Origin of the sequence: Botrimarina sp. (genome assembly GCF_040219535.1) — a bacterium.
Taxonomy (GTDB): domain Bacteria; phylum Planctomycetota; class Planctomycetia; order Pirellulales; family Lacipirellulaceae; genus Botrimarina.
This window is the reverse complement of sequence record NZ_JAVJSH010000009.1, coordinates 1-14,813: the sequence shown is the minus strand read 5'-3', so window position 1 is coordinate 14,813 and position 14,813 is coordinate 1. Positions and strand designations below refer to the sequence as shown.

The window sequence follows — 14,813 nt, the reverse complement described above, 5'->3', positions numbered from 1 at the left end:
CGCCGCCGTCCCCCGCGCTTCCTCCGATTGCTGTCGGGCTCACACGACGGTGGCGGCGACGGTCTTCGAGCCGCCCTCCCAAAGGACCTCGACCGAGACCGATTCATTGCTCCGCACGGTGACGTTCGGTTCGACTCGGGTCGAAGCGCGGCGTGGGCATTGCAGGTCGACGATGGCGTTGGGACCGAACGGGTACTTCTTCACCCCGTGAGCGTCGGTCAGCCGAACGTCCCAGACAAGTTTGCCCGCCGGCACGTCGGGGCGGAGCCCGAAGGCGTACTCGAGCAGCACCGCGGTCCCCGGCAGCCCGCCCCAGCCGACAAAGTCTTTCCTCGCCGCCCCGGGCTTTGCGGCTTCTGGCGCGTAGTTCTCCCACACGGTGCCCGTTTCCGCAAAAACCCTGTGGACGTTACGCAGGTGGTTGATCGCGATCTCGTGGGCCAGTCGGTCGTTTCCGATTTGGGTGAGCCCTCGCAAGACCATGTAGTTCGTCGGCGGCCAAACGGCTCCCTTCCAGTAGCCGCCGTTGTCGGCCTGGTAATCGGGATCGCCGGCCGACAACGTGGGGACGCGGTGGGGCCGGTTGAACTCGGCGGGGTTTTCGAGGTGAGCCACAAGCGCTCCGAGTCGCTCCGGAGGCGTCGCATCCGCGAGCAACGCCCAGTACGCCCCGATGCTCTTCACGTGGCTGAGTCGGCCGTCGCGGAAGCGGTCGCAGTAGAACTGGTGGTCCTCGTTCCACAGCGAGTTGTTGACGAACTCTTGGAGGAAGGTGGCCTCGCGACGCATGTCGCCGACGTCCGATTCTCGCCCGACTTCCTTCGCCATCGCCTGCAGCAATTTCGCCGACAACAGCATCTGAAGGCACGCGTCGACCCAGGTCATGTGGCCGTGGCTGAACTGCTCGTGAAGCCGTTGGCCCCATTTGTCGACCAAACCCGCGGGCAGGCGGGGCTGGTTGTCCATGCCGCACCCCCATCCCGAGCTGTAGTAGGACCCGTCTTGCCAGGTCCGGTAGGTCCGCAACCAGTGGTGGTAAGAGGTCAGCACGGGGAAGACCTTCGCGAGCCGCTGTTTGTCGCCGAAGTTCAGGTAGTACTCCCACTCGGTCCAACCGAGCACGTTGGGGCCGGTGCTCGTCGGGTCGTAGCGTTGAAACCGGTCGTCGCCCAGAGGCTGTCCGATCTCCCGGCAGATGAAACCGTCGTAGTGCTGCTTCGCGTAGAAGTTGTCGAGCGTTCGCAGGAAGTCGAACGCGCGGCGCCCGTAGCGGCCGAACATCAAGATGAAGGCCGAGTCCCACATGAAGATCGCGTCGTTGAACGCGGTGTCGATGTAGTTGGCGGGAAAACCGCTCTCGGGGGTCGGCTTGCGGAGGTTCTGGAACGCGAGTTCCCAGATCTTCCACCAACAGTCGATCGCGACCTCGTTGCCTTCCCAGTACGGATCGGGGAGGAGATCGCGAGATTCCGCGAACGTCGGGAGGGGCGACGGGTCTCGCGGCATCTTGATGAATTCGTTCTGGTAGTAGAGGTCATCGTAGACGTAGACCTCGTAGAGCTTGTCGGAGAAACGGAAACCCCGGTTTGCCAACTCCGCATCTGCGGACGCTCCGCTCGGGTTAGCGGCTCGGGCCGGCGCAGCGCCCACCGAGGCGGCCGATGCCGCGGCTGCTGCGCTAGCGAGGAATTCGCGACGTCGGATGTCTGACATAGGATGCTCGGTTGGTTCGCTTGCTTGCTTTCGGTTTGCCGCTTCGGTTCGTTGCCGCCCGACCGGCCGGGCGTGACGGAGCGGGGGCCGCAACCGGATGCCCGGGACCCCGGAGCTGAGTGGGAGCGACTGCGTTACGAAGATACGAAGAAGTCAGATGCTCATCCGACGACGAGCGGGCGGAATCCTTGCCCCTTCGGACCACCGGCCGACTCATCCGCTGCCGGAGGGGACGCCCACGGTTTCCCACAACGCCTCGGCGAGCAACGCGTGCCCCTGACGGTTTGGGTGGTTCGCCCCGTTCGCCAGGAGTCCGTCAGGGTCGTTCCCGCGGTCCGCATAAGCCTGCCACTTCGCGTAGCCGTCGACGATCGGCAGCTGCAGGCTCTCGGCGACTTCGCGGACACGCCGCATGTAGAGCGTGGTCCATCCGCTCACCTGGGCGCGCATCGACTGCCTGGCGAAGGGCGCCATTTGCAGCACCTCCTCGCTGACGCGGTGGTTCATCATGTTGGTGGTCATCAGCGCGACACATGCCGGGGTCTCGTCGATTGCTCGGAGTGCGAGCGTCTCAAGGCCGCGACCGAAACGGCTCAGCGCCGCGGGCCCCTCCCAGCAGTCGTTGATGCCGAACGCGATCACCAGCAGGTCGGGTTGGTGCGGCAAAACGTCGGAGTTGAAACGGGCGGCGCCGTCGCCGACCTTGTCGCCTGGCACGCCCCGGTTCACGCGGCGGAGGGCAACGTCGCTATTGGTTTGGACCAGTCGGTCGTGCCACTGCTGGTGGTAAACGATCGTGGGATCGGCGTGGGGGTCGATCTGGCTGCCGGCGGTGATGCTGTCGCCGAGGAGCACCGCGCAGAGCTCTTCCCCGCTCGCGAGCCGACCCACGAATCCCTCCACGTCGCGTGTCATGCCTCGTCCCACTTGCTGCGGATCGCCTCGACTCGTTCCATCGTAGCCTCGTCGTACGGGGCGGCGTCCACCGCCGAAAGGCACTGCTCGAGTTCGGCCACGGTCCGCGGCCCGGGGATCACCGACGAAACCTCCGGATGCGATACCACCCAGTTCAGCGCTGCCTCGGCCAGTCCCTGCACGCCCCGGTTCGAGTCAATCAAGAAGTCGAACTGTGCGGCGCGTCCGAGCTCGCGGCGGATCAGCGAGCGGTCCAGCCGCGACTTCCAGTCGTCGGGACCGAAGGGATCGTCCGGCCCGAACGACGCCGTCAAGAACCCGCGGGCCAGAGCCTCTCGCGCGACGACAGCTACGCCTGTCCCCAGCACGAGCGGTCGCAGAAGCCGGTCGGTTTCCGGGGTGAGCAGGCTTTGCTTCACCTGCAGGACCTCGACGACTCCGCTCTCGACGTAGGGCCGCACCAGCGGAAGCGTGTCGGCGATCGACTCCAAGAAACTGAATCCGATCGCCCTGATCTTGCCTTCTTCCTTTAGCCGTTGCATGCCGGCGAAGGCGTCGTCGGCGTCGAAGTCTTCGCGGAACGGGGAGTGGACGAAGAGGATGTCGATCTCGTCGACCCCGAGCCGCCCGAGCGACTGCTCGACGCTCCGCCGGCAGTTGGCGGCTGAGAAATCGCAGTCCATCGCTTCCCAATCGTCTGCGCCGTTTAGGCGCCGACCGTATTTGGTCGCCACGGTCCATCGGTCACGCCTTCCGGCGATCGCCCGGCCGACGATGCGCTCGGCGCGGCCGTCGCGCCGATCGGCGATCCCATACATGGGGGCGGTGTCAATCAGCGAGACTCCCAGCTCCTCCGCGCGGCGGATGACGCGTTCGGACTCGGCGTCGTCAGCGGCTCCGTAAACGCCGCCCCCCATGGCCCACGTGCCGAGCCCGTAGACACTCACGTCGATGCCGGTCCTGCCGAGTGGTCGCGTCCGCACAGCCCTTACAGCTCTCTGTAGTCGATGGTTGGGCGGCCGAGGCTCAGCCGTGAGGGATCTCTGCCTGAGCTGTCTCGATACGCTCGGCCCGGGGCGTTCAACGACGGGGCGGCGTCGCTTGTTCGGGGCGTTGCGTCTTCGCGGCGTTGCACGGGTCCAACGCGTGTTCCCAGCGATGCTGACATTCATCGTAGGAACTTCCGCGACTGGCGAGATGCGGACGCGGCCTCAATCCTTGCCTTCTCCGCGATCGGGTCCGAGCCGCCGTTGCCGCAACCCCGACGATGCCGGATGCTCGAAACCACTGGTTGGCGTCGGTCGACTCCTGCGCGCCGTGGGCGGCGCCGCCACGGGCGACTTGCTTCTCGTCTAGAAAGAGGACCGGACCCCGCCCATCGCGGCGCGACGGAGCGCGCAAGTCTCCGATTGAATCACCCAGGCGGCCCCGCAGGCGCTGTCGCTTGAAGCGGATCGAATCACTTCATGGGGCGTCGGCGAGCCTTGTCGCCGACCCTCGAGCATCGCCGCAAGAGCAGCCACCCGTCGCTGCGATACCTCGCACGCTACCGGCGAACCCATGCCATTCGCTACCTTGCCTTCGGTCGTCGCGGTCGCCAGCGCCCTAAAAAGCAGCCGCGCTCTCGCCTTGATCGTGACCGCCGCAAGCGCTCCGGCTTCGGCGATTGACGCCGCCCGGGCCGACCTCTCGGTCGACTACAACCGAGACGTCCGGCCAATCCTTCAGCGGTCCTGCTTCGCCTGCCACGGGGCAGACGAACAAAGCAGGTCGGCGGGGCTCCGCCTTGATCGACGCGACGACGCCGTAGCCGCCGGCGCTATTGTTCCCGGCGACCCCGAGCAGAGCGAGTTGGTCCGCAGGGTCGAGTCGGAAGACGGGTTGGACCGGATGCCGCCGGCGGAGACAGCAAATCCCCTCGGTACTAAGGAGCAAGAGCTTCTTCGTCGCTGGGTAAGCGAGGGAGCGCGGTATGAGCGTCACTGGGCGTGGATCCCGCCGGTCCGAGGCGCTCCCCCGCAAGTCGCGTTCCCCGGCTGGGAGAGCAACCCCATCGACTGCTTCGTGGGCGCCCGCCTCGAACAGGCCGGATTGACGCCGAACCCACAGGCGTCAAAGCACGAGTTGGCCCGTCGGGTGTGCTTCGATCTGACCGGACTGCCCCCGTCGCGCAAGGACCTCGAGAGATTTCTCGAAGACACTTCCAACGAGGCGTACGAGCGGTACGTCGATCGCTTACTCGCCACGCCCGCTTGGGGAGAGCACCGCGCCCGGTATTGGTTGGACTACGCGCGCTACGCCGACACGCACGGCATCCATTTCGACAACCGCCGGGAGATGTGGACTTATCGAGACTGGGTCATCCGGGCGTTCAACGAGAACCTCCCGTTCGATGAGTTCACGATCGCCAATCTCGCCGGCGACCTCCTGCCGGACGCCAGCCTCGAGGACCGGATCGGATCGGGTTTCAACCGCTGCAACACCACGACCGACGAAGCCGGCATCATCGAGGACGAGTACCGCGTGCTTTATACGAGGGACCGGGTCGAAACCGTCGCGACCGTGTGGATGGGGCTCACCGCCGGTTGCGCCGCGTGCCACGACCACAAGTACGACCCGCTCACGCAGCGGGAGTTCTACCAACTGTCGGCGTTTTTCAACAACCTCTCGCACGACATCCGCGACAAGAACCAGAGGGCGGCGCCCCCCACGATCGTGTCGCCCCCGGCGGGAAGGGAGCACGAATGGGAGTCGCTTCAAAGCAAGCTGTCCAGGACGCTCGACGCGCTCGCGGAGAGAGAAGCAACTTCACCACCCGAGTTCGAAACGTGGTTGGCGCGAATCGAGAGCGGCGACGCCGACCCCCCGGCCCCCCCTTCCCAGGGGGCGTCGCTCACGATGTGCGACAGCGGGCTTCAGGTCCACGCACCGCTGAACCACGCCCCAACCCCACTCGCCCACACCCCCGGTGGTCAGTCTTTCTCGGCGAAGGGGGCGGAGCAAGCGCAGTGGGTTGCCGGGGCGCTTTCTGCAAGCGTGCTGCAGGTCGGGGCGGGCTCGCCGCTACGATTCGCCAGCGGGCAGCGGTTTCGGATGGACGAGCCCTTTTCAGTCAGCCTTTGGATCCGGCGCAGCGCAGCCGCCAAGTCGGGCGTCCTCGTGTCGAACACGAGAGAGGCGCACCCGATCCACGGCTGGGAACTGAGGCTCGAGAACGGCCACCTCGTATTCCGCCTCTGCGAATCGTGGCCCGTCAATGCGATTGGCGTGCTGACCACCCAGCCGCTGCCCGAGGACAAGTGGGTGCACGTCGCCGCGGTCTACGACGGCTCCAGCCGGGCCGCCGGGGCAGAGCTCTATGTCGACGGCGTGGCCGACCCCAAGCTCGTGCAGGCCGACGACCTGCGGAGCTACGACCCGACCGCACCGGTGCAACTGACGATCGGAGCGCCCGACGGCGAAAACCAGAGCGTGGTGGTCGCGTTGGAAGACCTGAGAGTCTTCGATCGGTCGCTGCTCCCTCGTGAAGCCACGGCCCTGGCGACGGCGCCCGCGGCAATCGCTGCGGCATCCAAACTCGGTTCGGGGCTAACCGACGACGAGACTCGCGCTTTGCGTAGTTGGTGGAGTTGGACGCACGACACCGAACACCGGGGGTTGGTTGAAGAACTGCAAAGGCTGACCGCCGTGCGTGACGACCTCGCCGCCGCCGGCTCGATCGCCTATATAAGTGCTGAACGCCCCCAAGAGCCCGATGCGTACGTGCTCGAGCGAGGAGAATACGACCAACGGCGGGAGCGGGTCTCGCCCGCGACGCCCGCCTTCCTGCCACCGCTCGAACACGGCTTGCTCCCGAACCGTTTGGGACTTGCGTCGTGGCTGGTCAGCCCGGGTCAGCCGCTCGTCGCGCGGGTGACGGTCAACCGCTTCTGGCAGGAGGTGTTTGGCGTCGGCCTGGTGGCTACGCCTGGCGACTTCGGCGTTACCGGCGAGTACCCCAGCCACCCCGCCTTGCTAGATTGGCTGGCGGTCGAGTTCGTCGAGTCCGGCTGGGACGTTAAGCGGCTGCTGAAGTTGATCGTCACCTCTTCGGCTTACAAGCAATCGGCCAACGCGCGGCCCGAGTCCTTGAGGCTCGACCCCGCGAACCGGCTGCTGAGCCGTGGGCCACGCAAGCGACTCGACGCCGAGATGATCCGAGACGCCGCCCTGCACGCGAGCGGGTTGCTGGTGGACCGCGTCGGCGGCGCTAGTGTGATGCCCTACCAGCCCGAGGGAGTCTGGGAATCGGTGGCGATGATCGGGAGCAACACGCGGGACTATGTAGCTGGCCAGGGCGAAGACTTGTACCGCAGGAGCGTCTACACCTTCTGGAAACGCTCTGCGCCCCCGGCGTTGATGAGCGTGTTGGATGCGCCCTCGCGCGAGACCTGCACCGTCGTGCGCCAAGCGACAAACACGCCGCTCCAAGCCTTGGCCACGATGAACAGCGAGCAGCTGGTCGAAGCGGCCCGAGTCGCGGCGTCCAATGCGATGCGATCATCAGAGGACGACGAGTCTCGCCTGCAGGACTTGGCGATCCGTGTGCTGTCGCGTCGCTTCGAGACCGAAGAGATGGAGCGGCTGGGACGTGTTCTCGCGGCGGCCCGGAGTGAGTACGGGCTGGCGCCCGAGGCTGCCGCGGGTCTCCTCAGCGTCGGCCGATCGTCCCCGCCGGACGAGTTCGAAGAAGCCGAGCTCGCCGCTTGGACAGTAGTCGCCAACCTGGTCATGAACCTAGACGAATCCCTGACGAAGTAACCGGCTATGGCAAGCTCGATGCAAGAGCGATCCGGCCCTCCGCACGCGGCGCGCGAGGCCCGTCGCGCGATCACGCGTCGGCACTTCTTCGCCAACGGGGGAGGATGCCTCGGCGCCGCGACGCTCGCGACGCTCGGCCTCTCGCCAAACTCGCCCGCCGCTGGCGCCAGCGTCCCTGGACCGCACTTCGCTCCCCGGGCCAAGAGCGTCATCTACCTGCACATGGTCGGCGGTCCGCCCCAGATGGACCTGTTCGACTATAAGCCGGCGATGGAGGAGCGTTTCGACCAGGACCTGCCCGAATCGATACGTTCAGGCCAGCGTCTGACCACGATGACTTCGGGTCAGGAGCGCTTCCCGATAGCGCCATCGAAGTATGCGTTCCAGCGATGCGGCGAGTCGGGGATGTGGGTCAGCGAGCTGCTGCCCTGGACGCAGAAGATGGTCGACGACTTGACCTTCGTGCGGAGCGTCCACACCGACGCGATCAACCACGAGCCGGCGATCACCCTGATGCAGACCGGCAACCAGATCACCGGTCGTCCTTGCATCGGGTCGTGGGCCTCGTACGGGTTGGGGTCGCTCAACAACCAGCTACCGACGTTCGTCGTTCTGGTTGCAGAGAGCACCAACAAAGAACAGGTCCAAGCGATCTCTTCCCGCCTGTGGTCGGCCGGTTTCCTCGACGGCAAACACGCGGGGGTTAGCTTCCGCCAAGCCGGCGACCCCGTTCTCTACCTGGACGACCCGCCCGGCGTTTCTCGCGGGCTCCGCCGGCGCGTCATCGATGGCCTCAGCGACCTGAACCGGATCGCGCATCAGCGACACTCGGACCCGGAAACGCTCACGCGGATCCAGCAGTACGAGCTGGCGTTCGACATGCAAGCCAGTGTGCCGGAACTCACCGACCTCTCTTCGGAGACCGGCGGCACGTACGAGCTGTACGGCGAGGCAGCCCGCGAGTCAGGCACGTTCGCGAACAGCGCCCTGCTTGCCCGGCGGCTGGTGGAGAGGGGCGTTCGGTTTGTGCAGGTCTACCACAACAATTGGGACACCCACGCCAACGTGGCCGGACGCCTGCCCGACCAGTGCCGCGACATCGACCGGCCGTGCTTCGCGCTTGTTCAGGACCTCAAGCAACGAGGCTTGCTCGACGACACGCTCGTCATCTGGGGCGGCGAATTCGGCCGAACCATCTATTCACAGGGGCAGCTCACCGCGGAGAACTACGGGCGCGACCACCACCCCCGCTGCTTCACGATGTGGATGGCCGGTGGAGGGACCAACGCCGGAGCGATTTACGGCGAGACCGACGATTTCTCTTACAATATTGCCAAGGACCCTGTTCACGTCAGAGACCTCCACGCCACGGTGCTGGAGCTTCTCGGCTTTGACCACAAGCGACTGTCGGTCCGACACCAGGGGCTGGACCAGCGGTTGACAGGGGTGCTCCCGGCGCGTGTGATCCGCAGGCTGATCGCCTGATCGATCCGACATGGCTGTCGCCCGTCGACGACCTCGGGGTTATGGGGCCCTACCGGTAAGCCGAGCCAAGGCGCTCGCACGCCACGGGTTGCGTCATCTAACGACCCCGATGGCGCTGATCGATGCCCAGGCGCCGAGAAGCACGTGCCGGCGGTCTCCGGCGATCATTGGCGTCCAAACCGGTAGCCGCTTTGTCGCTCGGCGCGAGCTAGGCCTGTTGGTCCACGCCATCCCCGACGGCGTGCCCATTCGGAGCCGACCGGTGGTAAACGTGGATGTCGCGTTGCGGGAACGGGATCGTGATGCCCTCGGCGTCGAAGCGGCGTTTCACTTCGCGCGTGATGTCGGTCTTTACCTGCCACCAGTCGGACGTCTTCGCCCACGGCCTGCACACGATGTTCACCGAGGAATCGGCCAAAGCGTGCGTCACCACCACGGGCGATGGGTCGTCCAGCACCAGGTCGTGCTCGTTGACGACCTCTTCGATGATCTGCTCGGCCCGGTCGAAGTCGTCGTCGTAGCCGATCCCGAACTCGAGGTCGACCCGGCGGGTGTCGTTGGCGGTCACGTTGGTGACCACGCTGTTCCAGATCTCGTTGTTGGGGACGTGGATCGTCTGGTTGTCGAACGTCTTGAACGTTGTCGAGACGAGGTTCATCTGGTGGACGGTCCCGGTCACGCCGCCCGCCGAGACGATGTCGCCCACGTCGAACGGGCGATTGATCAGGATCATCAACCCGCTGGCGACGTTGCTGAGCGAGTCCTGCAGGGCGAGCCCGACCACCAACCCGGCGGCGCCCATGGCCGCCAGGATGGGCGTCACGTCGATCTCGAGCGCCGTCAAAGCGACCGCGAAGCCAACCACCAAGAAGACGTACTTGATCGTGTTGGCGATCAGCCTCTCTGCGAGCTTGCTGAGGTTGATCTTGCGCTCCAGCAGCCAATTGACGACGGACCCGAGGAACTTGGCGAGCGTGTAAGCGACGGCGAGCGTGACGGCGAACTTCATTAGGTTCCACGCCCATCGGCGGCCTCCTTCGCGCGAGGCGAGCCACCCCAGGATGGCCGAGAACGCCGCTTCGCTGTCGGACGTTTCTAGCTCGACGCGCGACACCGCGTCCGCGTACTGCCGGTACTCGGCAGCGTCGCCCCCTTTCTCCTCGAGCGAGTCGAGGACGACCTCCAACCGGTCGTAGAGAGCCATCCGTTCGTCCTGCAGCCGGTTGATATCCTCCAGCAACTGTCCCTTCGTTTCGGCGGCGGCGTCGGCGGGCTCGGGCGACTGGTCGCTCGGCTCCGCCGTCTGTTCTTCGGCGGGTTCGGCTCCCTCGACGGCGGCGTCTTGCTCGACCCCGAGGCTCTCCTTCGCCGAACGCGTGAGTTGCTCCTCGGTGTCCGCGGCCGACTCGTCGACCGACTTCTTGAGTTGCTCGACCTCTTTCAAGGCGGCTTCCGCCGCGCCGTTGTCTGTCGACGCCGCCGCTTCGCTAGATTTCCTCACGCCGAGGCGGACCACTGCGATCTGTCGCGCCTTGGCTCGCAGCAGCTCGAACCACGCGTCCGCCTCGACCAGCAGCTCCGATCTCGTGAGCGGCTTGACCATCACGCGGAGGTCGGCGACCTCGACGTCGAGGTCCCTGGTTGTCAGCGGGGCGGCGGCCCGGTCGGGCCCCTTCGTTGCTCCGCCGGCGGGCGATTCGTCGCTCTGGTCGGCGGCCGCGGCCGTGCATGCGACAAGCAGCAGCCAAGAGATGAGTGCAAGGCGTCGTGTCATTGGATTCTCCTTTGATACGAAGATTCGCCAAGCCGCCGATGCGGGCGTCATTCCTCGGGGCCGATGAACTCGAACATGGGCGCCGCCTCTGCCTCGGCGGAGACCTCGCCCATCAGGTCGTAGTTGCCTATGACCTGGAGCTTCCGGACGGGTCGGTCCGCGCCGAAGTCGACCTTCTTGACGTCGATCCAGAAGACCTGTGCGCTGAAGACCGAGTCGTAGTAGAGGACGGCGTTTGAAAGGTCCGTCACCGTACGCCAGATCGTCGTCGAGACGTTCGGCCGCTCGGGGTCGGCGATGCCGAACGGCGCCGACACGTTCCGCATCACGCTCATTAATGCCGCCACCGCCTCCCGATCCGTTTCTGGTTGCGGCAGGTGGCGAACATAGTAGGCGCCGCGGGCGAATCGGTCGCCCGGTTCGTGCGTGCCGGGCAGCTTCTTGTCGCCGCCGAAACCCCGGTACTGTCGCAGGTTCTCGAGCTGCTTGTCGAAGGTCGGTTGGTTGGTCATCACCGTGTGCTCGCGGCTGTGGTAGACCTTGATCTCGCCGTCGATGCACTCCAGCACGGCCGAGTCGCCGGTGGGGTCGTCCATCGCCAGGTGGATCGTCGCGGCCTTGCCGCTCCCTTCGTGGCTGGCCATCCGCAACTGAAACGGCTCGTCCTGCATCGCCTCGACCGCCTCGGCCACGGTGGCGAACCGGTCGAGGTAGTACTGCGGCCACATCGTGATGCTGAGGCCCGGCACGCTCGGATCCCGCTGGCCGACCGAGGTCTCCGGCAGGTAGAGCATGTGGACAGCGAGCCCCTTCTCGTTGATCCCGTCGGCGGTTCCCGCGTCGTAGGCGGTGATGATCACACTGCCGTATTTGCTGGTCCACTCGAGCGGGTTGACCGCCGCCAGGCCGCTGCGCTGCATGCCGCGAGGCAAGAACCAGATGTTGCTCTGGATGTCCTCGAACCAGTCCATGTTCCGGCCGACCAGCACGCCGTGGCCGTTGTCGTTCCACAACACCCGCGAACAGGCCTCAAGGGGCGTCGCGATGGAAGCGCAGACAAGCGCGGCAATCAGCGAAGCGAACTGGATTGGCTGCATGGCTGTGGGCTCCGGGGACGGACTCAACAACCGTAAGCGGTTGTTGGCTAAGGCGCCACCCTTACTGGCGGAGGGCTCCACGCGACGACCTCGAGGTTATGAGACAGACCCCTCGCCCAGCTGAAAAACCCTTGTTTCGTAGCGTCCGGCGCAGCTTAGTGCGTCGCCCAAACTCTTGCAATCGTTAGCAACGATTGTCGTTTGTTAGCAAGCGTTAGCACTTTTCGAGCAAGCCACCCGTAGTCACTTGCGGGGGTCTGAGAGGCGGACAGAATAGACGCCAACGGCAGGGGTTCGCAAAGTTTGTCGCACCGCGAACCGAGATATCGTCAAGAGTTGTGTACGGCGGTTGAATCAGGCGGCGGCTTCTTGGAGCGGGAGGCCGTCTTGGAAGGGGGTCCCTCGGAGCACGTCCGGTAGGAGTTCGGAGCCGTTGAGCGCCCGCCATCGCTTGGCGGCCGACTCGGCCAGCTTGAACATCATCGCCAGCGACGCGGTGCGGCTGCCGCAGCCCTTGGTCCGCTTGTGACGCAGGCGGATTGTGGCGAACGTCGATTCGATCGGGTTGGTTGTGCGTAAGTGCCGCCAGTGCTCGGCCGGGAAGTCGTAGAACGCCAAGAGCTCGTCGCGGTCCTTCTTCAGGCACTGGGCCGCCTTGGGGTGCTTCAGCTCGTAGTCCTCGACGAAGGCGTCGAAGGCCCGGCCCGCCTCCTCGCGTGTGTCGGCCTGCCAGATGTCGTGCAGCATCCGTTTGGCCTTGGGCTGCTTGCCCTTGGGGAGCTTGTCGAGCACGTTGGCCGTCTTGTGGACCCAGCAGCGCCCTTCTCGGGTGTTGGGGAAGACCTCGCGGAGCGCCTTCCAGAAGCCGAGCGCCCCGTCCCCCCTGAGGTGGACCCCAATCGCTGTACCACCAGCGGGGTTGAATAGTAGGTAGTAGGGGAGCGTCCCGCGGCCCTCTTCACAAGGGCTGCGCGGACGCCTGTCCTGGATCACCTCTTGGAGGTACTAACCAGGCATCGGTATTGACTCCGCCGAGGTTGCGCATCTCTATGCGGCGTTCGCTTCTGCGTAGACGTCCGCTGGCGTCCGCCGGCCGAGCGAAGAGTGCCGCCGCCGGCCGTTGTAGAACGCGAAGTACGAAGCGATGCCGGCCCTTGCCTCGTCCACCGTGTCGTAGCCCCGCAGGTAGACCTCCTCGTGCTTCACGCTCCGCCAGAGCCGCTCGATGAACACGTTGTCCAGCGCCCGGCCTCGGCCGTCCATGCTGATCGCTACGCCCCGCTCCTCGAGCCGCTCGGTGAACGCCCTGGCCGTGTACTGACAGCCCTGGTCCGTGTTGAACACCTCCGGCGTGCCGGCCGCGAGCGCCTCGTCCAAGGCCTCGCAGACGAACGACCCGTCGAGCGTGTTCGACACCCGCCAGCTCAAGACCTTCCGGCTCCGCCAGTCCATCACGGCCGTCAGGTAGAGCCAGCCGCACGACAGCGGCACGTACGTGATGTCGCTGCTCCAGACCTGGTCGACCCGCGTCACCTCGACGTTCCTCAGCAGGTACGGGTAGACCTGGTGGCCCGGCGCCGCGATGGTCGTCCGCCGCTTCGGACCGACCGCCTCGATCCCCATCAGCCGCATCAGACGCTGCACACGCTTGCGATTGACGCCCAGCTCATCGGCGAGGCGCCGGCTGCCGTAGAACGGCCAGCGGGTGTACAGCTCGTCGATCCGCCGCAAGAGCGCAAGGTTCTCGGCCGACTCGCCGCGCGGCTCGCGTTGGTAGCTCGACCACGGCAGACCGAGCAGCTCGCACTGCCGCCGCTCGCTCAGCCCGGCGTGGCCCGGCTCGACGAGCCGACGCTTAGCCGCCGTCGATTCGGGCAGCCGTTTTTTTAAGCCAGTCCAGCTCGACCTTCAGCCGCCCGATCTGCTCGTAGAGGGCCGAGGCCTCGGCCGACTCGTCGGACGAGCGGCTCTGCCGCCCGTCCTCGAACAGCTCGCTGACGCCTTCCAACAGCTGCTTCTTCCAGGCCGAGATCTGGTTCGGGTAGACGCCGTGCCGGCTCGCCAACTCGGCCAGCGTCGCGTCCCCCTTGGCCGCCTCCAACGCCACCCGCGCCTTGAACGACGCGGAGAACTTCCGCCGCTTCCTGCCCATCCGAACACCTCCGGCTGCCTACTAGCCGGTGGTCCAGGTTTTGGGGTCCACTACACCCCACCGCCAGCTTCGGCTCGACCGAGAGGCCGCGGCGTTTCACGTCCAAGAGCAGCTCGCTCCACGACTGCGCGCTCTCGCGGTGGCCGTCGGTCATCGCGATCAGCTCCTTCTGGCCGTCTTCCGTAGCGCCCATCAGCACCAGCAGGCACTGGCGGTCTTCTTCCAAGCGGATGTTCGTGTGGATGCCGTCCGCCCACACGTAGACGTACTGCTTGCCCTCCAGCGACCGCTTGCTCCACGCGTCGTACTCTTGCTCCCAGACGCCCTTGAGCCGCGTGACGGTCGACGCCGAGAGGCCCGGGCAGCCGGGGCCGAGGATCGCCTGCAGGGCGTCGGTGAAGTCGCCGCTGGAGACCCCCTTGAGGTAGAGGTACGGGATCAGCTCCTCGACGCTCTGCGCCTTGCGGAGGTAGGGCGGCAGCAGCTTCGAAGAGAACCTCTCTTGCTCGCCTTCTGGCCGTCGGTCACGCACGCGGGGCTGCTTCACCGGGACCGGCCCCAGCGGCGTGACGATCCGGCGTTCGGGCAGGTAGCCGTTGCGGACCACCTGGCGGCGGCCCGACGCGTCGGTCACGTCCGCATGGGAGTCGATCCACTCGGCCACCTCGGCTTCGACCGCCTGGGCCAGCAGCCGCCGGGCGCCGTCGCACAAGACCTCCGTCAGCAGGTCACCCGGCTCTGGAAACGAGATCGTCGTCGCGGTAGCTTCGCTCATGGCGGTGGGTTCCGGTGAAGGGTTGGAGGTCAGATGCCTCCCTTCTCCACGAACCCGCCGCCCTCTTCAACCTACGCCGTCCACAACATTCGACGATAACTC

The 14,813-nt window shown here is 66.0% G+C and carries 8 protein-coding genes and 3 pseudogenes; 3 read left to right on the top strand and 8 right to left on the bottom strand.

Annotated features, from left to right (window positions below; translation table 11 throughout):
* Window positions 1-39: 39 nt before the first annotated feature.
* From RIC11_RS03350 to RIC11_RS03340, 3 genes are all read right to left on the bottom strand, one after another.
* Window positions 40-1,593: an MGH1-like glycoside hydrolase domain-containing protein gene (locus RIC11_RS03350; protein ID WP_350208418.1), complete on the bottom strand. Its 1,554-nt coding sequence runs from the start codon at window positions 1,591-1,593 to the stop codon at window positions 40-42.
* A 333-nt stretch (window positions 1,594-1,926) separates the two neighbouring features.
* A complete protein-coding gene (locus RIC11_RS03345) occupies window positions 1,927-2,628 on the bottom strand; it encodes an SGNH/GDSL hydrolase family protein (RefSeq protein ID WP_350208417.1) in 702 nt (233 codons plus the stop codon).
* Window positions 2,625-3,611: an aldo/keto reductase gene (locus RIC11_RS03340; RefSeq protein WP_350208416.1), complete on the bottom strand. Its 987-nt coding sequence runs from the start codon at window positions 3,609-3,611 to the stop codon at window positions 2,625-2,627. Before RIC11_RS03340 ends, RIC11_RS03345 begins: the two co-directional genes overlap by 4 nt.
* Window positions 3,612-4,188: 577 nt before the next feature.
* On the opposite strand from RIC11_RS03340, the pseudogene RIC11_RS20690 reads away from it, so the two are divergent.
* The 3 genes and pseudogenes from RIC11_RS20690 to RIC11_RS03330 form a co-directional block, all read left to right on the top strand.
* Window positions 4,189-4,521, top strand: a pseudogene (locus RIC11_RS20690) (c-type cytochrome domain-containing protein); the annotation flags it as partial.
* Window positions 4,522-4,719: 198 nt separating this feature from the next.
* Window positions 4,720-7,428, top strand: coding sequence for a DUF1553 domain-containing protein (locus RIC11_RS03335; protein ID WP_502879366.1), 2,709 nt, complete (start codon window positions 4,720-4,722; stop codon window positions 7,426-7,428).
* Between the two features lie 6 nt (window positions 7,429-7,434).
* Window positions 7,435-8,913 (top strand): DUF1501 domain-containing protein, encoded by a 1,479-nt coding sequence (locus RIC11_RS03330; protein WP_350208414.1) that lies wholly within the window; start codon window positions 7,435-7,437, stop codon window positions 8,911-8,913.
* A 208-nt stretch (window positions 8,914-9,121) separates the two neighbouring features.
* Here RIC11_RS03330 and RIC11_RS03325 read toward each other — a convergent pair whose 3' ends face one another.
* The 5 genes and pseudogenes from RIC11_RS03325 to RIC11_RS03305 form a co-directional block, all read right to left on the bottom strand.
* Window positions 9,122-10,687: a mechanosensitive ion channel domain-containing protein gene (locus RIC11_RS03325; protein ID WP_350208413.1), complete on the bottom strand. Its 1,566-nt coding sequence runs from the start codon at window positions 10,685-10,687 to the stop codon at window positions 9,122-9,124.
* A gap of 47 nt (window positions 10,688-10,734) precedes the next feature.
* On the bottom strand, window positions 10,735-11,784 hold the full coding sequence (locus RIC11_RS03320; RefSeq protein ID WP_350208412.1) for a linear amide C-N hydrolase: 1,050 nt from the start codon (window positions 11,782-11,784) through the stop codon (window positions 10,735-10,737).
* A gap of 354 nt (window positions 11,785-12,138) precedes the next feature.
* Window positions 12,139-12,666 (bottom strand): annotated as a pseudogene (locus RIC11_RS03315) (IS256 family transposase); the annotation flags it as partial.
* Window positions 12,667-12,831: 165 nt separating this feature from the next.
* Window positions 12,832-13,936 (bottom strand): IS3 family transposase gene (locus tag RIC11_RS03310; RefSeq protein ID WP_502879365.1). Its coding sequence is split into 2 segments (ribosomal slippage): window positions 12,832-13,647 and window positions 13,649-13,936, totalling 1,104 coding nucleotides; the frame shifts between segments, so codons are not numbered across the junction.
* Between the two features lie 70 nt (window positions 13,937-14,006).
* Window positions 14,007-14,711 (bottom strand): annotated as a pseudogene (locus RIC11_RS03305) (IS256 family transposase); the annotation flags it as partial.
* Between the last annotated feature and the right edge of the window lie 102 nt (window positions 14,712-14,813).